A 20,155-nucleotide genomic window follows, 5' to 3' on the forward strand; every position below is an offset into this window, starting at 1 on the left:
ATTTTTATCAATTATTAAATGTTTTACTATTGTTTTGTCTCTAACTCGGTTTTAGCGCATTTTTCCATAGTTATTCCTGTAAAACCGTAAATGACAGAGACAACTGGACTTAATAGATTGAAAAAGGCAAATGGTAAATAAGCAATTGTAGCAACTCCTAGAGTAGAAGCCATGAATCCAGCACAAACATTCCAGGGAACTATAGGGGATGTAACTGTACCTGCATCTTCTAAGGCTCTAGATAAGTTTTTAAGTTTTAATCCTTTTTCTTCATATATATTTTTATACATTCTTCCAGGGATAATAATAGATAAAGACTGATCGCCGGTTATAATATTTGTACCAATTGCTGTTAAAACAGTTGCTAAAACAAGAGAGCCTGTACCATGTACTAATAATAAGATCTTTTCAGATATGGCATAAAGCATTCCAGAAGTTTCTAAAATACCACCTAAAACCATGGCACATAGTATTAATGAAACAGTAAACATCATATTATCCAGTCCACCTCGACTTAATAAACTGTCAATGACTTCTACTCCTGTATTGGAAGTATACCCAAAATGTGCAGCTTCAACAATACTTTTTAGATCGGCACCTTGATAGAATACTGCAAATAATCCACCTAACACTACCCCTGCAAGAAGTCCAGGAATAGCTGGGACTTTTTTTATAACCATAAAAATAACAACAATAGGAGGAATGAATAAAATAGGCGAAATTGTAAATTGAGAAGATAATCCATCAAGTATTACTTGAATAGATTCGCTATTAATTTGAGAATTTCCGTATTTAAGACCAATAATTCCAAATATAGTTGCAGATAAAATTAAACTAACACCAGATGTATAGACCATATGTTTAATATGATCAAAAAGAGTAGACCCTGCTACAGCTGGAGCTAAATTTGTCGTTTCTGATAAAGGAGACATTTTATCTCCAAAATAAGCACCAGAGATAATTGCACCCGCTGCTATAGGTGCAGGAATTTCAAGTCCTTGAGCAACGCCTAAAAGAGCAATACCTACTGTACTTGCAGTAGTCCATGAACTTCCACATGCTAAAGATACAATGGAACATATAAGTAATGTAGCAAGCAAAAATATTTTTGGAGAAATGATTTTAAGTCCGAAGTAAATCATTGAAGGAACTACACCCGCTAAAATCCATGTTCCAATAATCATTCCAATAATTAGAAGAATTAGAAGTGCTTGCATAGATACCTGAATGGTATTGAGAATACCAGTTTCTAAATCTTCCCATTTACATCCAGATTTAACAGCGATAAGGGCTGCTACTATGGATGTTGCTACTAGAGGGATCTGAGAATATCCTGTTCCATATTTAAGAGACCAAAATAATGAAACTGCAAGGAAGATAATAGGGATAAGGGCTTTGTAAAAAGTCATTTGTTTTTTAGTATTTGTTGTCATATAATAGACACTCCTTTTTATATTTTTTAAATAAAGACTTATTCCTTAGAAATTCATAAATTATAATAGAATTATTTTAGATTGATATTCTGGGGGCTCAAAATTTGAGCCCAGCATTATTTAATAAATTTATTCTTTCTATGAAAATGTCCCCAGCATTCTGTAATGATTTTTCGTGCGGCGAAAAGAGAAGTCAATGAAGGATCTAAGTTTGGAGCTACTTCAACCACATCAAAGCCAATAATAGGTAATTCAAATAGTCCATGTAATAAATCTAGTAATTCTCTACTAGTTAACCCACCAAACTGAGGAGTTCCTGTTCCTGCTGCATAGGCAGGATCTAAGCAGTCAATATCTAATGTAACATATATTTTATTAAATCTTTTCATCTTTTCTTTTACTATTTCTAATGTTTTTTCAATACCTTTATGTTGAATATTTTTAGCAGATAGTACATTAACTTTATTATTATTCATGAAATCTAACTCATCAGGCTCAATGGATCGTATACCTAAAAAGAAAAGACTTTCACTATCAGGAATATTTTTTAATTCTAACGCTCTTCTTTCTGTTGAACCATGAGATAATTTATCTCCACATAAAGCATCACAAAGATCAAAATGTGCATCTATATGAATAATACCAAAAGGTTCGTTAAGAGCACGATCAATTCCTTTCTGTACTGGAATGGTAGCCGAATGGTCTCCTCCAACCATTGTGAAGAATTTACCAGATTTTACTGCGTTGTAAGCTGCTTTTTCTGCAAGATGAAATATTTCATCTCTGTTTTTGCCTTCACAGTCTCCTAAATCTAATACTTTTAGAGCAGAAATATCTTCAAAGTCTTCAGTTGTGGGGGGAATAGTATAGGTAATTTCCCTTAAAGCTTTTGGTGCATCTTTTGATCCAGAACGGAAACTAACACTTCCATCAAAAGGAATACCAAAAACAACAATATCTGCTTTGGTAAGGGATATTTCAGGTTTATTCAAACCTCCCCATAATTGGTGATTTTTAATAATTTCATTTACAGTTGACATAAGTGATTCCTCCTTTTAAATTATAAATATTTTTAGATTTTTAGTAAGAGTAAGGAACTCTTTAGTTAGGAACAGTAAGTTTTGGAAATAGTGAAATAAAAATATGGATCATTTGGTCCAGCATAAAAACCATTATAAGAGGAGGTTATAAATGCTGGACTTTTAAAAATTTCACCTATAAAAAGAATAAGCAATAAGTATGCCAAAATGAATCAAACATATAAATAATAGAATTTCAAATGACTTACAGATTTTTATAGAAGAAAAGAAAAGATAATATATAGAAAAAGCAAAAAAACTTGCGTAATTTATGCAAGTTTTTTTGCTTTTTTGTGTTTTAAATACTAAAATTAAGAAATTTATGGGTTGTTTATATATAATTTCTGTTATATTGTAATAAGCTTTTTTTATAAATTATATTTTTCCATTTTATATTGAAGGGATTGTCTAGTGATCTGCAATTTTCTTGCTGCTGCTGTTATATTCTTTGAGGTAGATAATGCTTCAAGGATAATTTCTTTTTCATAGCTTTGTACTAATTTAGGAAGAGATTTATTTTTCGATACTTCTCTAAAAAGGGGTTCTTCACTTTTTTGAGGATAGATAATATATTCTGGAATATCTTTTAAGGTAATTGTATTTCCTGTTGCAAGATTAAAAGCAGATTCAATAGCATTTTTAAACTCCCGAATGTTTCCTGGCCAATTATAATTATAAAAGGTTTTTTCAACCATTTCACTTATAGCAGTAATGTTTTTATTCATTTCATTATTGTATTTTTTTATAAAATAATCGGTTAAAAGTGTAATATCCTCTGTTCTATTTATAAGAGGCGGAAGATTTATTTGAATTACACTCAATCGATAATAGAGATCTTTCCGGAGGAGTCCATCTTCAATAGTTTTGAGCGGATTTGAATTCATAGCAGAAACGATTCGAATATCAATATTAATGTAGGATTCACCACCAACACGACGAATTTTTTTTTCTTCTATTGCTTTTAAAATTTTTGCTTGAATGCCTATATCCATAGAATTTATTTCGTCTAAGAAGAGTGTTCCTCTATTCGCTAATTCAAATAACCCTTTTTTATTTTCTGATCCAGTATAACTTCCCTTTACTGTACCAAAGAATATACTTTCAAGTAGCGTAGAAGGAATTGCGGAACAATTTTGAGATATGAATGGCTCATTCCTTCTTAAACTGTGACTATGAATGGCTTGAGCAACCATTTCTTTTCCAGTGCCTGTATCTCCACAAATCAGTACGGAAGAATTATTTTGAGCAATTTTTTTGATTTTTTCTTTTGTATGAAGGAGTAATGGATTTTTTGTAATAATATTATCAAGGGTATATAAGGAATTATTGGATTTTTGCTTTTTCGAATTTTGAAGAACAGTATGATTTTTTTGTTTCCATTTGGATGCAGATATGGAAGCTTCAACAGCGCCAATAATTTCATTATTGTATTCAATAGGAAATGTAGAGTTTACAAAAGACCATAAAAAACCTTTAGAATCAGTTACAGTTTGTTTTTCGTCATAAATAGGGTTGCCGGTTTTTAATACCCTTAGGACGCTACTTGTTTTTTCTGTAAGGGAAGGGTATACTTCTAAAATATGTTTTCCTGTAATACCTTCATTTTGGAAACTATTTGTTTTGTCACATGTCATAGCAGAATATTCAATAATCCCTTGCTTGTTGACAATCATAAGGGCATCTATTTGCCCATATAGTTTTGACATGTATTCTAAATATTGTGTTATCATTTCTATACCTACTTTCTTAAAGAAATAATAAAAAATTTCTTACTTTTCGTTTAGTTGAAATATGTAAAACTGTTTTGATAGTTGACCATGGAAAGTTAATTGTAAGTATTTATACATAATTGACATAAAGAATTAGATTATTATTTAAATACTAGAGTAAAAGTAAATATGAATAATAACTTTAGTAAAATTATAGCATATTTCTCAAATATGAAAAACAAAGGGAATAGTATTCAATATTATTAGGATCGTATACTATGAGCCATACCCGATTTGCTGGACACAGGAGAGTTAGGGTACAATAAACCTGTGGGAGGTTGGGATTGATTTTTTATAAGGCATAGGTGGATAAGCATAGGTAAAAAGAAACTACTAATAAAATAAGGAGCATATTTACATGTGTTAAATAAGCAGAAAATACGGTTGATAAATGTTAAAAATGGGTATAACATTATAAAAAAGGAAAAATATATTGCACAATAGTAGAATACTATGCAAGATTAAGGAGGGGTTAGTTTTGAAAGAATTAGAGATAGCTATTGAGCTAAGGAAAGAAGGAAAATTAAGAGAATCGAATGAAATTTTAATAAATCTTGCAAATGACTATCCAGACAGTTCAATAATTAATTATCAATGTGCTTGGAGTTTTGATGTGCTGAGTTTAGAAAAAGAAGCAGTACCTTATTATGAAAAAGCTATCTCAATTGGTTTGCCAGAGAAGGATTTGCAAGGTGCTTTCTTAGGTTTGGGAAGTACATATAGAACATTAGGACAGTATCAAAAATCAAAAGAAGTGCTTGAGAAAGGTTTAGCTAAATTTACAGAGAATAGAGCTATGAAAGTTTTCTATGCTATGACCTTATATAACCTAAATGAATATGCTAAAGCAATAGAAATTCTGCTAACTAATTTAGCTCAAACATCCTCAGATGAAAACATAAAAAATTATAAAGATGCAATAGAATTCTATTCTGACAAGTTGAATGAAATAGAGTAATCTTAATGAATAATATTCTTATATTGTGTATTGAATATAAACTAAATTGAAATTGTAACTAAATTACCCCTTGTCATTATATTTATATAAGAAGGGGGTGATTTGTGATTTTTTTGTTATAGGACTACCGTCATAAAAAAAGGAAAGGTAGCTTAAAAGCATTTATTAGTGTAGTGCTTATATTTTTAATACTTATTTATGGATTCTTATTGGTTGATCAGAAAATAAAACCTGCATTTATAGCAATAGCGGAGGTGAACCCGTCTGTGAGCTTTTTGCAACCTATTACGTTACTTTATGTAGGTAGTAAGATTCACGATTGGGGGATTGAGCCTATGATGATTAATCTAGATTGAGATTTATAAAATGAAAAATGAGGGAGTAAATATTATGAAAACAAATATTCTAACAATTTTTTTAACCCTGTTACTTATACAATTGCCTGTATATGAAACATTTTCACAACCAATTAAAACTGTAAATCATAAAGGGTGTATCAACTGTAAGGAGAAAGTGAATGAATACAAAGAAGATTACAAAGAGGCTTGTACACTTCTTGCAAAAAACTATATATACCTAGAGGAAAAGTTAAACGTGTCAAGAGATGAATTTTTAAAAGAATGTATAGATCATGCAGAAACAGTTGATTGGAGCAGCGGAAAAGAGACTTTTGTAAGTGAAATTAGAAAACTTATGGCAAAGTTTAAAGATGGACATATTTATTGGCAGTTAGAAAAAGAGCTGTGGCCTTATGAAAAGGGGAGGTTTTTAGGGGTTGTTTTAACTTTGAATAAGGATGACAAGATTTATGTGGGCAAGGCATATAAAGGTTTTACAGATGAATTATCTATAGGGGATGAAATTTTAACGTGGAATGGGAAGGTTATCAAAGAAGAAATCAAAAGAATGGGGAGAATCATTCCCGCATCTACAAAGGCTAGTACCAATGAAAAAGTTGCAAGAAGATTGACTTTAGAAATTCCATTTCAGCCCCTTAGGGAAAACTTTGATCCAGTTAAGATAACTTATAGGAATAAAGAGGGAAAAATCAAAGAAACTACCCTTACTTGGAAAGATTGTAGTGCAACAATTACTGTGAATAAAATAAAAAAGTCAAAAAATCCACATATGCTATTATTAACAAAAGGGATGCAAGCTTCTTTAGAAGATATTCCAGATGATGCAAGATACATACATCCTTCTTTGATATTTTATACAAGAAAAATTAATGCTACAAAATATGTTATACTTCATCCAAGAGATTTCTATCAGTGGGAAATTGAAGATTTGAAAAAAACTTTTGAATTAATTGAAGAAGAAAATCCAGATGTATTAGTCATAGATTTAAAAGATACAGCTGGAGGGAATTTTAATCAAGTATTGTATCTTGCTCATGTACTAAATGTAGAAAAACCCTTTGATTTTCAGTATGACTTTATCGATAAAGAAACAGGTGAAAGAACAACAGGAGTAGATGATTTTGATTTTATTTCTAAAAAAATTCATTATCAGAAGAATTGGGATAAAAAATTATTTATTCGTATAAACCCAATGGTTGCTAGTGGGGGGGATTATTTTACAAGATGGATGCAGTTGAATCGTAGAGGCGTATTATTTGGATTGCCAACAGCAGGTGCAGGTGGAGGGACGGATTATTTTGAACTAAAAAATACAAAAACAATTATACATATACCTCTTCGAGATAGAAAATTATTAATGGATGATAAAGGAATAGAAGGCAATTCGGTAATGCCAGATTATATATTTGATGGTGAATTGATGGATTTTTTTAAAGAATACAAAATAAAGTAAGCATAGTGGGTTAAAGAAAGAGTATAGTGAATGATAAATAGAATGAAAAGTATCTAATGAAATTAGTTGAAGTTTGTTTGGATATTTTATCCATTAATACAATTTTATTGCTTATATTAGCATGCTTCGTATAGCATATTGTTGTATATAGTATAAGAATTTGGACTAACAGGGATTTATGTTAATTATTAAGGTTTGATCTAAACTATATGGGTAAATTCTACAATGAAGAGATTAGAAAGCAAATTTGATAAGGTAACTACTAAGAAGATTAGAATGAAGTCTCAGTGTGGATATGGAATTGAAGGAAGTAAAAAGACCGCATAGTATAGGAATTTGTAGAATGCATAAAGATGGTGATAGCTCAAAGAATAAAGATATTTATAATAAGAACTTGATTAATGAAAGGGTTAATAAAGTTAATGAGAATAAGATAGAAAATATAAAAGGTGTTGAGTCTTTAAATTGTGTAAAAAGAAAAGGAAAATTAGATTATTATATGATAGGAACGTTTTGGTTTAATATCATAGATATGTTATCTGCAAGATCAAAATACTATAAACAGATAAAATACATACTGCAATTATGAAGAAAAGACTACTCATATATAAGGAGAAAAAAGTGAAAAACAAGAATTTATTTTATTTAATATTATCTTTGGGAATTAGTTCAGGAACAATATTGACAAATCGTTTTGTAGGACCAATACCTGATTGGTTAGCAATTGTATTTATGGTATTGTCAGCAGGATCTCTTATTGTTTTTATTGTTAAAAGTTATAACAAAAGAAAATGAGTATAATCTGTAGTCATAATAATGCACAATTTTTTTAAAATGAGATATAAATAGAAATATGTTTTTGCAAATAGAAGAATACTGCATAAACTAATGGATAAAGGTTATTTAAGGAGTGATTTTATGAAAAAATGCATTGTAATAATGGGGTAGTCATAAAATACCATTATAATATAAAGGAGAGAATTAAACGTGACTATTCCAAATTCAAATAAAGTGTATCCAAGAAGTAATGATTACCAAACAGTATATCTTAAAAATGTAATTACTAGAAATAATATAAAAGTTGGAGATTATACAATATATAATGATTTGTATAATAATCCGAGAGATTTTGAAAAAAATAATGTATTATATCATTATCCTGTAAATAATGATAAATTAATAATTGGAAAGTTTTGTTCAATAGCATGCGGAGCAAAGTTTCTTATGACGAGCGGAAATCATACAATGCAATCACTATCTACCTATACATTTCCAATCTTTGGAGAAGAATGGGATGAAACATTAAAACCAAAAGATGCTTGGGATAATAAAGGTGATATTGTAATTGGTAACGATGTGTGGATAGGATATGACGCTATAATCATGTCAGGGGTGAAAATTGGAGATGGTGCAATCATTGGAACTAGAGCGGTAGTCACTAATCATGTTCCACCTTATACGATTGTTGGAGGAGTACCAGCAGAAGTTATAAAGAAAAGGTTTAGCGATGATGTAATTTTTAAATTGCTAAAAATTAAGTGGTGGGATTGGCCATATGAAAAAATCCAAGCTAGTATTCAATATATTCAATTAGGAAACATTGATAAGTTAGAGTGATATTTCAGTAAAGGATAATGGATAATAAAAATAAAGCAGAAAATCACCCCTAAGAAACATATTTATATAAGAAGGGGGGATTTTTTATGTTATAGGATATATCGCCCTAGAAAAACAAAGGATTGCTTGGAAGTATTTATTAGCATATTACTTATATTTTCAATACTGATCTATGGATTTCTATTGGGGGATCAGAAAATATATTTGATAAATGTTAAAAATTGGTATATAATTATGAAAAATATGAATTACACTACGTAATAGTAGATAAATATGTCACAAAAGTATTTTACTCTAACCTAAAGGTAGGGGGCGATAAATATATTTATTTATAAAACGCTTGAAAATACAAATATAGAAATACTACATCAAATATTCATAAGAGCATTTTCAGATTATCAAGTTAAAATCGATTTGCCATTTTGGAAGTTTAAAGAAATGCTTCAAAGAAAAGGTTATGTCTCATGCCTTTCCATAGGTGCGTTTAAAAATGAGGAGTTAGTGGGATTTGTTTTAAATGGATTTAGAAACTGGAATGGGAAGCTAACCGTGTATGACATAGGGACAGGTGTTGTAGGTGAATATAGAAAACAAGGGATAACAAGTGCTATGCTTTTAAGTATTAGAGAGTTAATCAAAGAAAAAAAAGTGGATCAATATTTACTTGAAGTAATTCAATCTAATACATCCGCATTTCAACTTTACAAAAAACAAGGATTTGAGATTGTAAGAAATTTCTCATGTTTTCAGTTAGATAAGAATAAATATAGGTCCATGACAAGCTACAAAGTGAAACATATGGATAAAATTGATTCAACTAATTGGGAACGATTGATCAAATTTTGGGATTTTGAACCATCTTGGCAAAACTCTATCGATTCAATCAACGCCACATCAGATATATTTATATATTCTATTATACATTTTGACGATAACATTGTGGGCTATGGAATTATTGATAAGAAAACGGGAGATATTCCTCAAATAGCAGTAGATAAGAATTATAGACGTAAAGGGATTGCACGAAGCATTGTTACGGATTTGCTAAAAAATACAAGATCATGCAGCATTAATGTTACTAATGTAGACGAAGAGTCTACATCTACGAAAGAATTTTTAATCAAGCTAGGATTTAAATATATTATTGGGCAGTATGAAATGATTTCAAAATTATAAGTTTTTTAGAGAAATGGATTATCACTTGTAAAATATTGTAACTTAATATCCTTATATTATGCATTGAATATAAACAAAATTAAAATTGTAACTAAATCACCCACCTTTATCATCTTTAAATAAGAAGAGGGTGATTTTTTGCGTTAGAGAAGATACCGCCATAGAAAGACAAAAGGTAGCTTAAAAGCATTTATTAGCAGATTACTAATACTTTTAGGATTGATTGACTTTTTTATGAGGAATGGGTAGACAAGCATAGTATACTATCATTTTGCAAGATAAGCGTGTTGCAAGAAGGATATTTAAGTATTTACAAATAGAAAAATTAGTATATAATAAAAATGAATAATAAATTCGCTTTTGCTGAGAGGATTATATGATTCAATATAAAAAAGATAAAATAAAAGAAAAAAATTGATTCTGTAGCACTTACTGTGTTTGCAAAGAAAGGAGATGAATTATGGTTATTTATAAATGTGTTGTTAAATATGTCTAATCTATTGTGAAGGAGGAAAAATATGAAGAAATCAATATTAACCAAAGGTATTAAAGTAATAATTGGGGTAAATAGTATTGCTGCAGTAATTAGCCTTACTTTCTGGATTCTAGTGATGTTTAAAATTTTTATACAATCCAATACTGGAATTACAATGGATATAATGTCTAAAGCATCTACTTTAGGGTTTCTAATTGCAGATGTTTTTTTAGCTGTTCCAATATTGATGATTAGTATTCCAGGTCTTTTAAGATTGAGTTCGTGGGGATGGACATTTGCTCAAATGGCCAATATACTATGGATATATTCTCTTACTTCTTTATGGGCTCGAGATATATATACGGGTTTAATTACTCCGGGAGATATTATTTTTCTTCCATTTGGATTATTTTCAATATGGTCAATCAATTACTTATGGCGTAATAAAAGTAAATTTAATATCTTATAGATATACACCCCTACACTAGACTAATAGATATGTCATATGAATTAGTATTAAAATCTTTGAGTAAAAAAAGCAAAAGGATATTATTGAAGGAAGTAAAAGTGATTGAATCAAGATGTGGAATTCTATGTAGTGAATGTGAATATGTTTAGTTCGTGATAGTAGGATAAACTGTAATAGAGAGTATTTATATTAGATATTTTCAAGAAAACACAGAAAATTCCAACCATAAAAATTAGAAATCCAAAATCGAGAAGATTTTTTTGCTTATCTCCTGTTAAAATTAAAGAGTAAACAAAAGGTACCCTAATAAAAGTCAACTTTAGACAGGAGGATAATGTATTATGATAAAAACATATTTTAATCCAGGCTGTGCTTTAAGTATATATAAGCCTGAAATAGAAAATAAAATTTTAAAGTTTTTGAATGAAAACTATGGGGAGGTTGCATTGCATAAAATATGCTGTAAACATGACCCACAACTTGAAGCAGGATCGTTGATTATCAATGTCTGTGCTGGATGTGACAAACGTTTTAGAACCTTATACGAGGGAATATCAACAATCTCTTTGTGGGAAGTATTTGATGGATTGGATATATTTCAATATCCTGACTATAAAGGATTGAAGTTGTCGGTACACGATGCCTGTCCTGTACGTGAGAAGCCACAGGTGCACAAGGCTGTACGAAATCTGCTTAGAAAGATGAACATTGATGTTGTGGAAACAAAGTTTTTTGGCACGAGATCAATATGCTGCGGAGATACTTTTTATCCTAAGCTACCAGTTGAAAAGGTTCACGAAAAAATGAAAGAACGAGCAGATTCTATGCCTTGTAATGATGTTTGTGTATATTGCGTTTCATGTATCAAATCAATGCATATTGGAGGTAAAAAACCTAGACATATGATTGATCTTTTAATGGGTGAAACAACTGAACCACAGATATACGACACTATACAGTGGCACGAACAATTACAAGATTATATTGATAAACATTAAGGGAGAATTACTACGACCGTTTATAAAAGTAAACAAGAAATATGAAGAAGGAAAAATATCACATCAAGAATATGAATATAGGATAATAAAAATATCTGATAAACTTAAATATAGTAAAGAATAATTTGGGCTTTTATAACCATCATTGAGCATTGTATTATCTATAAAAAGAGCGTTGAAAAAATGAAACAAGAACACAAATCACTACAAAAAATGTGGAGAGATATAAAAGTGAATATTTATCTCAATCTAGCCAGTTTTCCTATGAGATTATATTTATATACCTTTTGATACTTAAGCATAAACAAAAGTACCATAAACATAGAACAAAATTCAGATACAGGAGTGATTAGCCAGATCCCCTCTACTTTAAATAGTGATGGTAAAATCCAAGCAGCAATGATAAAGAAAACAAAGGATTTTACAAATGAGATCAGTGCTGAGATCTTTCCATTTTCAAAAGCTGTAAAGAAGGCAGAACCAAAAATATTGATTCCTACAAATAAAAAACTAATAGAAAAGGATTGTAACCCTGCAACAGCTATAGGATATACAGCATTGCTTTTATCCGTATATATGTTTACAAGTTGATTTGTAATACTCATACTAATTATAAACAATAGGACTGAGCCTATAAGGATAAAGTTTTTAGAAAATCTTATGATGGTTCTTATATTTTTTTCGTTGCCACGACCATAATTATAACTGATTAAAGGGGCAACGCCCGTAGAGAAGCCGATAAATACTGAAATAATTAAAAAATTTAATCCTAAAATAATTGTAATTGCAGCTACACCGTTATCTCCCATATACTTCATCGTAAGCATATTGAAGATAAAGGTTGTTAAAGCAATAGAAAATTCATTTACCATTTCGGAGGAACCATTTGTAATGGTACTAAGAATAAATTTAAAATCAGGCTTTGCAGTTTTGAATTTAAGTAAGGATTTATTGGAAGTGAAATGGTAGAATCCTACAAGATTTGATAGAACAATCCCAAGGAATGTACCAAGACCAGCACCTGCTATTCCCATATGCATAGGAACCATAAATATATAGTCAAATATAATGTTAAGTATTCCACCTAATAAAGTCATAAATAATGCTGTGTTAGGTTTTCCATCTACCCTTAGAATACTTTCAAAGACTACCTTTATAATTAAAAAAGGAAAAGATAATATTAAATAAAAGCTATAGGCAAGAGCATGAGTTTTAATATTTTTACTAGCACCCAAAGCTGTAATAAGAGTTTCTTCAAATAGTAGGCATATGATAGTTGCTAGTATTCCGAAAAGGATACCGATGATTAACAATGAAGTGAAATTTTTACTAGCTTCATCTAATTTGTTTTGACCAAGTTTTATTGCAATAATGGCACCACCACCTGTAGCAAACATAATGCCACAAGCAAAGGCAACGCTATATAAAGGCAGTGCAATGTTTACAGCAGCAAGGGCATTTGACCCTACAAATCTTGATATAAATATACTATCTATTGATGTGTAAAAAGAGATAAATACCATAATTAAAATAGAGGGAAATACAAATTTTATAAAGCTTTTTGATGTAATATGCGTGTTGAACATTTTAAAGCACCTCTTTCTTGATTGATTAAATACATTATGTTAGTATAACGTATATAGTAACTATATAGTCAAGAGGTGTTTTATGAGTCGTTATAAAAATTTAATCAAGACAGCTCAATTTGCAAAGCTTTGCAATGTTTCTAAACAGACTTTGATCTATTACGATAAAATGGAAATATTTCATCCTCATTATGTAGATGAAAAAGGGTATAGATATTATTCTCTATCCCAATGTGAGGCTTTTATGGTAATTGCTATGCTGAGAGAGTTGGACACATCTTTGAAGGAAATTAGGGAATATCTTGAAAATAAAAGCACATACTCCTTTCTAGAATTATTGGATAAAAAACAAAAAGAAGTAAATAAAAGGATGAAAGAACTTAAAGAAATAGCACAGATGATTGAAGAAAGAAAAAATATGACGAAAGAAGGTATGACTATAAACAATATTGAAAAGATCCATATTGTTAATATGCCTGAAGAAAAAATTATAATTAGTGACTATGTTAGAAACTATGAGGAAGTAGAGCATGAGAAAGCAATTAGTAATTTAGAAAAATACATGCGTGAAAACAATAGTAAATCCTTTTGTATTGGTGCAATAGTAGAAAAAAGTGAGCTATTAGCTGAGCAGGATTATAATGTTGCCTATTTTTATGCAAAAACAAATATACTTTGTAAAAATACAGTGATTAAGCCAGAAGGTTTGTATGCAATAGCTTTTCATAAGGGGCATTATGATACGACGTATTTAACTTATAAGAGACTTATGAAGTACATAAAACTAAATGATTATGTGATTGTAGGCAATGCATATGAAGAAGCTTTAATGGATACTTGTACTCAAAAAAGTGAAGAAGAACATTTGATGAAAATATCTATACAGGTAGAAAAATCTAAAAATGACCCTCTTTCGGGTGTGCTATGGGGTTGATTGAAAATGGGTTGTTTTTTGTGGAGGATAGATGGACAAGCATAGGTAAAAAGAAGTTATTGTGATATAAGGTTAATAAGTACATATAGTGAATAATAAAAAATACAATTGATGAACACTAAATTTTGGTATAACATTATAAATATGTTATCTGTAAGATCAAAATACTATAAATGCATAAAATACATACTGCATAATAGTAGAAAAATATGACACAAATATACTAAAATAAACTATAAAACAAATTAAAATATATGAAATATTTACTAATATATTAATTACAGGAGGGTACTGATGGGAGTTTTAATAGTTTCTGGTTCTCCAAGAAAAAAAGGCAATACTGAGATATTATTGTCAGTATTTGATAAAGAATTAAAAAAGAATAATATAGGTACAAAATTTATTAGCTTATCTGGTAAAAAGATAAATCATTGCCTAAACTGCGATAAGTGTATAGGCATTAATAGATGTATTCAAAAAGATGATTTTAATAGTATATATGATGAAGTTTTAGAAAATAAGGGATTTGTTGTGGGGAGTCCTGTATATGTAGGAGCACCAACATCTTTATTAATGGCTTTTCTGCAGCGATTAACTTATGTTGCATTTAATAATAATCGTCCATTATCTAAAAAAATAGGGGGTCCAATTGCTATTGCAGGAGAAAGTGGACAGTTAACAACCATAAATTGTTTAATTGATTTCTATCTTGTAAATGAAATGATTATTCCGAGTTCTACATATTGGAATATTGGTGTTGGAGTACATAAAGGAGATATTGAAAAGGACGAAAAGGCAAAATCATATATTGTACGATTTGCACAAAATATAGCTTGGATAATTAAAAGTTTGGAGGCATAATTGAAATGAAAAAAGGCGATAAGTTGTTTGTAAGAATTGATTCTAAAGTAGAAGGAACTCAAACTAATTCAAATGATTTTAATGATCATATTAAGTATTTAAGTAAAGTAGCATCCGAGAGATATTTTATTGGAGGTGGATTTTTAAATACAGTTGGTGGAATGATAGTTTTTGAAGCTAAAGATTTAGCAGAAGCAAAAGAAGTTGCTGATAATGATCCTCTAATAAAACGGAGTTTATATAGATACGAGTTATTTGAATGGGATTTAGTAATTCTTTCTGAAGAAATTGAAAAAAAAAGGAACATTCCAAGATAAATAATGTTTAGGAAGCTAAAAATTGTAATTAAATCACCATCCTTATCATGTCTATATAAGAAGAGGAGGGTGATTATATAGTGAAGTAAAGATTATTTATATTTTGTACGTAAGGAGAGGGTTTTAATGAAATTTAATTTAATAGATAAAGAAACCTGGAGTAGAAAGCCATATTTTGACCACTTTCTGAATAATGTTAGATGTACATACAGCATGACAGCTAATATTGATATTACAGTTTTGCTTATTAAACTAAAAAATAATAACATAAAATTATATCCTGTTTTGATTTATATGGCTACAAAAATAATAAACAGACACGAAGAATTTCGTACTTGTTTTGATGAAAGTGGTAATCTTGGTTATTGGGAAAATATGAATCCATGTTTTACTGTTTTTCATAAGGATAACGAAACATTTACTAATATTTGGACAATCTGTTCTGATGATTTTAGATTATTTTATTGTAATTATCTTGATGATATTAAAAAATATGGTAATGTAAAAAATTATTCTGCAAAAGAAAATAAACCTAAAAACACCTTTCCTGTTTCTTGTATTCCTTGGATAAGTTTTACAGGATTTAACCTCAACATTTATGCAGATGGAACTTATCTTTTACCAATAATTACATATGGTAAATATTTTGAACAAGATGGAAAAATATTATTACCAGTTTCTTTACAAGTGCATCATGCAGTTTGTGATGGATACCATACAAGCAGATTTTTTAACGAATTACAAATATTGTCACAGAACTGTGATGAGTGGTTACTAAGCAACTGAGCATAAATTTTAGTTATAGTTTTCGTATATTTCTCATATTACGTATTGAATAAAACTAAATTAAAAATGTAACTAAATCACCCCTTACCATCATATATATAAGAAGGGGGGGACAAGCATAGACAAAAAACAATTAAATCGAACAAACATGCTATGCTGTTACATGTGTTGAATAATTGAAAAATAGAATTGATAAATACTAAATTTTTTTATAATATTGTAGATGCGTTATCTGTAATATTATGAAAAAGATAAAATATATACTACATAATAGTAGAAAAATACGAACTTCATTTGCACTCAAGTGATTGAATATTGGGTTTGCTTTTTTTTCATTAATGATAAAGTATACACTATAACACCAGACTTTAAACCTGCATTATAATAAGGATAAATGGAGGTGAAGATATTATGGAAAATAAATATAAGACAGCACAGGCAGCAAAGGTAATAGGTATACACCCTAATACAGTGAGGTTGTATGAAAAACTAGAATTGATCCCTAAACCTCAAAGATTATCCAATGGATATCGCGTTTTTTCAGATTTGCATATTGCACAATTTAAGATTGCTAGGACAGCACTTAAAGTTGAGGTATTGCAAAATGGTCTTAGGAAAAACATCATTCATATTATTAAATTATCTGCCCAAGGTAAATTTCAAAAGGCAATTGCATATACAAATAACTATATCAATCAAATTAAAATAGAACAGAAGAATGTAGAAGAGGCTATAGAAATCACAAAAAAATTACTCTCAGGTATACAAGACAAAGAAAAGGATGTAGCTTTCACAAGAAAACAAACGGCAGAGTACTTAAAAGTTACCATAGATACGTTAAGAAATTGGGAAATGAATGGGTTACTTTCTGTAAAGAGAAAACAAAATGGCTATAGGGTATATACTAAAAATGATATTCAATTATTAAAGATCATCCGTTCTTTACGTTGTGCAAATTATTCACTTGCAGCCATTTTGCGTATGGTAAGTGCCCTATCAAAGAATTCAGAGATCGATGTACGACAGGTTCTTAATACACCAAAAGGGGACGAAGATATTGTAACAGCATGTGATAAGCTTCTTACTTCACTAAGTAACGCGGAATTAAATGCAAATTGCGTTTTAAATCAGTTAAAAGACATGGAAGGAAAATTTAATATAAACCCTACAGTTTAACACCAGTCTTTATGATGGTGTTATTCTTTTTTATATATTAAAAAAGAGGAGGGTTTTTATACATGGAAACAGTTAAAATTCATGACTTATGCAAAACATACGGAAATATACAGGCCGTAGATCATGTTAGCATATCTATTAAAAGGGGAGAAGTGTTTGGATTGCTTGGTGCCAATAGAGCTGGGAAAAGTACCACCATTGAATGTGTTTTAGGGACAAAGGAATTTGATCACGGCTCCATTTCTATTTTAGGAATGCATCCAGAAAAACAAAGAAAGAAATTATATCAGAAAGTTGGCGTACAATTTCAAGAATCAAGCTATCAGGATAAACTAACAGTAGCAGAGCTCTGTAAAGTAACACAATCCCTCTACAAACAGCCAGGGGATTATAGAGAATTGTTAAAACAGTTTGGTCTTTTGGATAAATGTAAAAGTCAAGTGAGTGAGCTTTCAGGAGGGCAAAAGCAGCATTTATTTATTATACTTGCCTTAATTCCTAACCCAGAAGTTGTGTTTTTAGATGAATTAACAACAGGACTTGATGCGAGAGCAAGGAGAGAGGTATGGAAAGGACTTTTGGATTTAAAAAGGAAAGGAATTACTATCTTTTTAACTTCCCATTTCATGGATGAGGTAGAAGCATTGTGTGATAGGATTTGTATTCTTAAAAAAGGAAAAAGTATTTTCTATGGAACGGTGCAGGAAGCAATTGCAGCAAGCCCTTATGAAAAATTTGAAGAAGCTTATTTATGGTATACAGAAGAGGAGGAATATGATCATGAGAGCATTTAGAACAATGTTGAAAACAGAACTGAAATTGTCCCTTCGAGGGATGGATATGTTTATTTTTGCAATTTGCATGCCAGTAGTGGTAACAATACTTCTTGGTATTATTTACGGAAATAAATTAGCCTTTGATGGTGCAGGATATACTTTTTTAGAACAATCATTTGGAGCTATCACTACAATTGCAATATGTGCAGGGGGAGTCATGGGATTACCATTGGTGGTGTCCGACTATCGTCATAAAAAAATTCTAAAGAGATTTAAAGTAACACCTATAAGTCCTGCTGTGATTTTAGCAGTGCAGGTAGTCATTTATGCATTATATGCGATTGCTTCACTTATACTTGTTTATGGAACCGCAGCGATTTTCTTTGGCTTTCGATTCAATGGTTCTTGGCTACAGTTTTTAGGTGCTTATTTCTTGGTAATGGGATCTATGTTTAGTATAGGCATTATGGTAGGCGGAATTGATCCAAATTTAAAGATAGCAAGTGTTGCAGCAAGTATATTATATTTCCCTATGTTGATTTTTTCAGGAGCAACGCTGCCCTATGAAATTATGCCAACAGCACTTCAAAAGTGTTCCAATATATTACCCTTAACACAAGGAATAAAGCTTTTAAAGGCGGCTTCACTTGGTTTGACGGTAGATCGTGTGATGATACCCATTATTGTAATGATTGCTCTTGGGGTAATATGTACTGGGGTAGCTCTTCGATTTTTCAAATGGGAATAAAAACCAAATTAAAATTGTAACTAAATCACCCACCTATATCATATTTATATAAGAAGGGGGTGATTTTTTGCGTTATAGGAGATACCACCGTAAACAGACAAAAGGTAGCTTAAAAGCATTTATTAGCATGTTACTTATTTTTTAGTACTTATTTATGGATTTATGTTAGTTGATCAGAAAATAAAGCCTGCTTTTATAGGAATAGCAGAGGTGAACCCGTCTGTGAGTTAATGGCTATTTTTAAGGTGAGGGTATGTTATGGGATTGAATCATTTTTTTTATGAGGGATGGATGGACAAGCATAAGGAAAAAGAAACTATCAATGAAATAAGGAAGATATTTATATGTGTTGAATAATCAGAAAATATAATTGATAAATGTTAAAAACTGGTATAAAATTATAAAAAAGACAAAATATACGACACAATAGTAAAATATTGAGATCTAAAGGAGGAAAATAAGATGGATAGAATTGAAACAAAAACACTGGATTTTCAGATTCGTTTTGCGGAAAAGAAAGATGCGAATTTGATTGTAAAGTATATTCGTGATTTAGCGTCTTACGAAAACGAATTAGATCAAGTTACTGTAACACCAGATATCTTAGAAAAATATATGTTTGATCAAGGTGGAGCAGAAGCCCTTATTGGTGAATATAAAGGAGAACCCATAGGATTCGCTTTTTTTCACAAAAGTTTCTCTACGTTTTTAGGGAAACCAGGGATTGCCTTAGTAGATTTATATATAGAACCCTATTCAAGAGGTAATGGTTTTGGAAAAATGATGCTTTCTTATTTAGCACATATTGCTAAAGAAAGAAATTGTGATCGTTTAGAATGGTGGTGCCATGATTGGAACACAGTTGCAATTGAGAGATATGTTAATTGGGGGGCAAGTATGGTAAAAAATATTCGTGTTTATCGTATGAATGGAGAAAAGCTTAATGATTTCTCAAAAAAATATGCAATATAAAGTATAGGTGAGTAAGGGTTCAAAATTATATCTAATAAACATTATTTCTGGCAAATTAATTATGCATTATTCTGCTGTTAGAATATAAATCGGACAACTAAAACTCGTACAACTCCTAAAATTAGGCTATAATATAAAACAGTATTAGGAGGGGTTACAAATGGGAAAAAGAACTAAGCAGTATAGTGCCGAATTCAAACAGGATGCTGTCAA

Annotated in this window: 21 protein-coding genes; 17 read left to right on the plus strand and 4 right to left on the minus strand. The window is 30.2% G+C overall.

From position 1 onward, the window contains the following. Positions 1 to 26 precede the first annotated feature (26 nt). From nhaC to N4A57_RS02100, 3 genes are all read right to left on the minus strand, one after another. Entirely contained in the window at positions 27 to 1,433 is a 1,407-nt protein-coding gene (gene nhaC / locus N4A57_RS02090) for a Na+/H+ antiporter NhaC (RefSeq protein WP_293655796.1), read from the minus strand. A gap of 116 nt (positions 1,434 to 1,549) precedes the next feature. Then, positions 1,550 to 2,473 carry an agmatinase gene (gene speB, locus N4A57_RS02095; RefSeq protein WP_293655797.1) on the minus strand — a complete coding sequence of 308 codons (924 nt, stop codon included), beginning with the start codon at positions 2,471 to 2,473 and terminating at the stop codon, positions 1,550 to 1,552. Positions 2,474 to 2,880: 407 nt separating this feature from the next. Next, positions 2,881 to 4,242 (minus strand): sigma-54 interaction domain-containing protein, encoded by a 1,362-nt coding sequence (locus tag N4A57_RS02100; protein ID WP_293655798.1) that lies wholly within the window; start codon positions 4,240 to 4,242, stop codon positions 2,881 to 2,883. A 517-nt stretch (positions 4,243 to 4,759) separates the two neighbouring features. Here N4A57_RS02100 and N4A57_RS02105 point away from each other — a divergent pair. The 9 genes from N4A57_RS02105 to N4A57_RS02145 all read left to right on the plus strand — a co-directional run bounded on the left by N4A57_RS02105 (position 4,760) and on the right by N4A57_RS02145 (position 11,786). Continuing rightward, the gene (locus tag N4A57_RS02105) at positions 4,760 to 5,239 is read left to right on the plus strand and encodes a tetratricopeptide repeat protein (protein ID WP_293655799.1); all 480 of its coding nucleotides are present in this window, start codon (positions 4,760 to 4,762) and stop codon (positions 5,237 to 5,239) included. 390 nt (positions 5,240 to 5,629) lie between these two features. Next, positions 5,630 to 7,051: a S41 family peptidase gene (locus N4A57_RS02110; RefSeq protein WP_293655800.1), complete on the plus strand. Its 1,422-nt coding sequence runs from the start codon at positions 5,630 to 5,632 to the stop codon at positions 7,049 to 7,051. 207 nt (positions 7,052 to 7,258) lie between these two features. Next, positions 7,259 to 7,378 (plus strand): DUF6144 family protein, encoded by a 120-nt coding sequence (locus N4A57_RS02115; RefSeq protein ID WP_330671424.1) that lies wholly within the window; start codon positions 7,259 to 7,261, stop codon positions 7,376 to 7,378. A gap of 16 nt (positions 7,379 to 7,394) precedes the next feature. Beyond that, positions 7,395 to 7,640, plus strand: coding sequence for a hypothetical protein (locus N4A57_RS02120; RefSeq protein ID WP_293655801.1), 246 nt, complete (start codon positions 7,395 to 7,397; stop codon positions 7,638 to 7,640). 32 nt (positions 7,641 to 7,672) lie between these two features. Beyond that, positions 7,673 to 7,846: a hypothetical protein gene (locus N4A57_RS02125; RefSeq protein WP_293655802.1), complete on the plus strand. Its 174-nt coding sequence runs from the start codon at positions 7,673 to 7,675 to the stop codon at positions 7,844 to 7,846. A 192-nt stretch (positions 7,847 to 8,038) separates the two neighbouring features. Then, entirely contained in the window at positions 8,039 to 8,668 is a 630-nt protein-coding gene (locus tag N4A57_RS02130) for a CatB-related O-acetyltransferase (protein ID WP_293655803.1), read from the plus strand. Positions 8,669 to 9,046: 378 nt separating this feature from the next. Continuing rightward, on the plus strand, positions 9,047 to 9,844 hold the full coding sequence (locus N4A57_RS02135; RefSeq protein WP_330671425.1) for a GNAT family N-acetyltransferase: 798 nt from the start codon (positions 9,047 to 9,049) through the stop codon (positions 9,842 to 9,844). Positions 9,845 to 10,362: 518 nt separating this feature from the next. After that, positions 10,363 to 10,788, plus strand: a complete 426-nt coding sequence (locus N4A57_RS02140) for a hypothetical protein (RefSeq protein ID WP_293655804.1) — start codon at positions 10,363 to 10,365, stop codon at positions 10,786 to 10,788. A gap of 341 nt (positions 10,789 to 11,129) precedes the next feature. Next, on the plus strand, positions 11,130 to 11,786 hold the full coding sequence (locus tag N4A57_RS02145) for a (Fe-S)-binding protein (RefSeq protein ID WP_293655805.1): 657 nt from the start codon (positions 11,130 to 11,132) through the stop codon (positions 11,784 to 11,786). A 239-nt stretch (positions 11,787 to 12,025) separates the two neighbouring features. On the opposite strand, the gene N4A57_RS02150 is transcribed toward N4A57_RS02145, so the two are convergent. Continuing rightward, positions 12,026 to 13,372 (minus strand): MATE family efflux transporter, encoded by a 1,347-nt coding sequence (locus N4A57_RS02150; RefSeq protein ID WP_293655807.1) that lies wholly within the window; start codon positions 13,370 to 13,372, stop codon positions 12,026 to 12,028. Positions 13,373 to 13,454: 82 nt separating this feature from the next. Here N4A57_RS02150 and N4A57_RS02155 point away from each other — a divergent pair, with 82 nt between their 5' ends. From N4A57_RS02155 to N4A57_RS02190, 8 genes are all read left to right on the plus strand, one after another. Then, positions 13,455 to 14,306 (plus strand): MerR family transcriptional regulator, encoded by an 852-nt coding sequence (locus N4A57_RS02155; protein ID WP_293655809.1) that lies wholly within the window; start codon positions 13,455 to 13,457, stop codon positions 14,304 to 14,306. A gap of 294 nt (positions 14,307 to 14,600) precedes the next feature. Beyond that, on the plus strand, positions 14,601 to 15,167 hold the full coding sequence (locus N4A57_RS02160) for a flavodoxin family protein (RefSeq protein ID WP_293655810.1): 567 nt from the start codon (positions 14,601 to 14,603) through the stop codon (positions 15,165 to 15,167). A 5-nt stretch (positions 15,168 to 15,172) separates the two neighbouring features. Further along, positions 15,173 to 15,484, plus strand: a complete 312-nt coding sequence (locus tag N4A57_RS02165; RefSeq protein ID WP_293655811.1) for a YciI family protein — start codon at positions 15,173 to 15,175, stop codon at positions 15,482 to 15,484. A 126-nt stretch (positions 15,485 to 15,610) separates the two neighbouring features. Next, positions 15,611 to 16,270: a type A chloramphenicol O-acetyltransferase gene (gene catA / locus N4A57_RS02170; RefSeq protein ID WP_293655813.1), complete on the plus strand. Its 660-nt coding sequence runs from the start codon at positions 15,611 to 15,613 to the stop codon at positions 16,268 to 16,270. Between the two features lie 411 nt (positions 16,271 to 16,681). After that, on the plus strand, positions 16,682 to 17,446 hold the full coding sequence (locus tag N4A57_RS02175; protein ID WP_293655815.1) for a MerR family transcriptional regulator: 765 nt from the start codon (positions 16,682 to 16,684) through the stop codon (positions 17,444 to 17,446). A gap of 62 nt (positions 17,447 to 17,508) precedes the next feature. Beyond that, complete coding sequence (locus N4A57_RS02180) at positions 17,509 to 18,240, plus strand: ABC transporter ATP-binding protein (protein ID WP_293655817.1); 732 nt, start codon at positions 17,509 to 17,511, stop codon at positions 18,238 to 18,240. Next, the gene (locus tag N4A57_RS02185; RefSeq protein WP_293655818.1) at positions 18,227 to 18,970 is read left to right on the plus strand and encodes an ABC transporter permease; all 744 of its coding nucleotides are present in this window, start codon (positions 18,227 to 18,229) and stop codon (positions 18,968 to 18,970) included. Before N4A57_RS02180 ends, N4A57_RS02185 begins: the two co-directional genes overlap by 14 nt. A 462-nt stretch (positions 18,971 to 19,432) precedes the next feature. Beyond that, on the plus strand, positions 19,433 to 19,942 hold the full coding sequence (locus tag N4A57_RS02190; RefSeq protein ID WP_293655819.1) for a GNAT family N-acetyltransferase: 510 nt from the start codon (positions 19,433 to 19,435) through the stop codon (positions 19,940 to 19,942). Positions 19,943 to 20,155: the final 213 nt, after the last annotated feature.

Source organism: Anaeromicrobium sp., assembly GCF_025210435.1.
GTDB lineage: Bacteria > Bacillota > Clostridia > Peptostreptococcales > Thermotaleaceae > Anaeromicrobium.

Excerpts from the sequence above, each read along its gene's own strand:
- N4A57_RS02120 (WP_293655801.1), top strand. The coding sequence starts at position 7,395 with ATGCATAAAGATGGTGATAGCTCAAAGAATAAAGATATTTATAATAAG.
- N4A57_RS02180 (WP_293655817.1), top strand. The coding sequence starts at position 17,509 with ATGGAAACAGTTAAAATTCATGACTTATGCAAAACATACGGAAATATA.
- N4A57_RS02110 (WP_293655800.1), top strand. The coding sequence starts at position 5,630 with ATGAAAACAAATATTCTAACAATTTTTTTAACCCTGTTACTTATACAA.
- N4A57_RS02145 (WP_293655805.1), top strand. The coding sequence starts at position 11,130 with ATGATAAAAACATATTTTAATCCAGGCTGTGCTTTAAGTATATATAAG.
- N4A57_RS02150 (WP_293655807.1), bottom strand. The coding sequence starts at position 13,372 with ATGTTCAACACGCATATTACATCAAAAAGCTTTATAAAATTTGTATTT.
- catA (WP_293655813.1), top strand. The coding sequence starts at position 15,611 with ATGAAATTTAATTTAATAGATAAAGAAACCTGGAGTAGAAAGCCATAT.
- N4A57_RS02185 (WP_293655818.1), top strand. The coding sequence starts at position 18,227 with ATGAGAGCATTTAGAACAATGTTGAAAACAGAACTGAAATTGTCCCTT.
- nhaC (WP_293655796.1), bottom strand. The coding sequence starts at position 1,433 with ATGACAACAAATACTAAAAAACAAATGACTTTTTACAAAGCCCTTATC.
- N4A57_RS02160 (WP_293655810.1), top strand. The coding sequence starts at position 14,601 with ATGGGAGTTTTAATAGTTTCTGGTTCTCCAAGAAAAAAAGGCAATACT.
- N4A57_RS02140 (WP_293655804.1), top strand. The coding sequence starts at position 10,363 with ATGAAGAAATCAATATTAACCAAAGGTATTAAAGTAATAATTGGGGTA.
- N4A57_RS02155 (WP_293655809.1), top strand. The coding sequence starts at position 13,455 with ATGAGTCGTTATAAAAATTTAATCAAGACAGCTCAATTTGCAAAGCTT.
- N4A57_RS02175 (WP_293655815.1), top strand. The coding sequence starts at position 16,682 with ATGGAAAATAAATATAAGACAGCACAGGCAGCAAAGGTAATAGGTATA.
- N4A57_RS02190 (WP_293655819.1), top strand. The coding sequence starts at position 19,433 with ATGGATAGAATTGAAACAAAAACACTGGATTTTCAGATTCGTTTTGCG.
- N4A57_RS02165 (WP_293655811.1), top strand. The coding sequence starts at position 15,173 with ATGAAAAAAGGCGATAAGTTGTTTGTAAGAATTGATTCTAAAGTAGAA.
- N4A57_RS02100 (WP_293655798.1), bottom strand. The coding sequence starts at position 4,242 with ATGATAACACAATATTTAGAATACATGTCAAAACTATATGGGCAAATA.
- speB (WP_293655797.1), bottom strand. The coding sequence starts at position 2,473 with ATGTCAACTGTAAATGAAATTATTAAAAATCACCAATTATGGGGAGGT.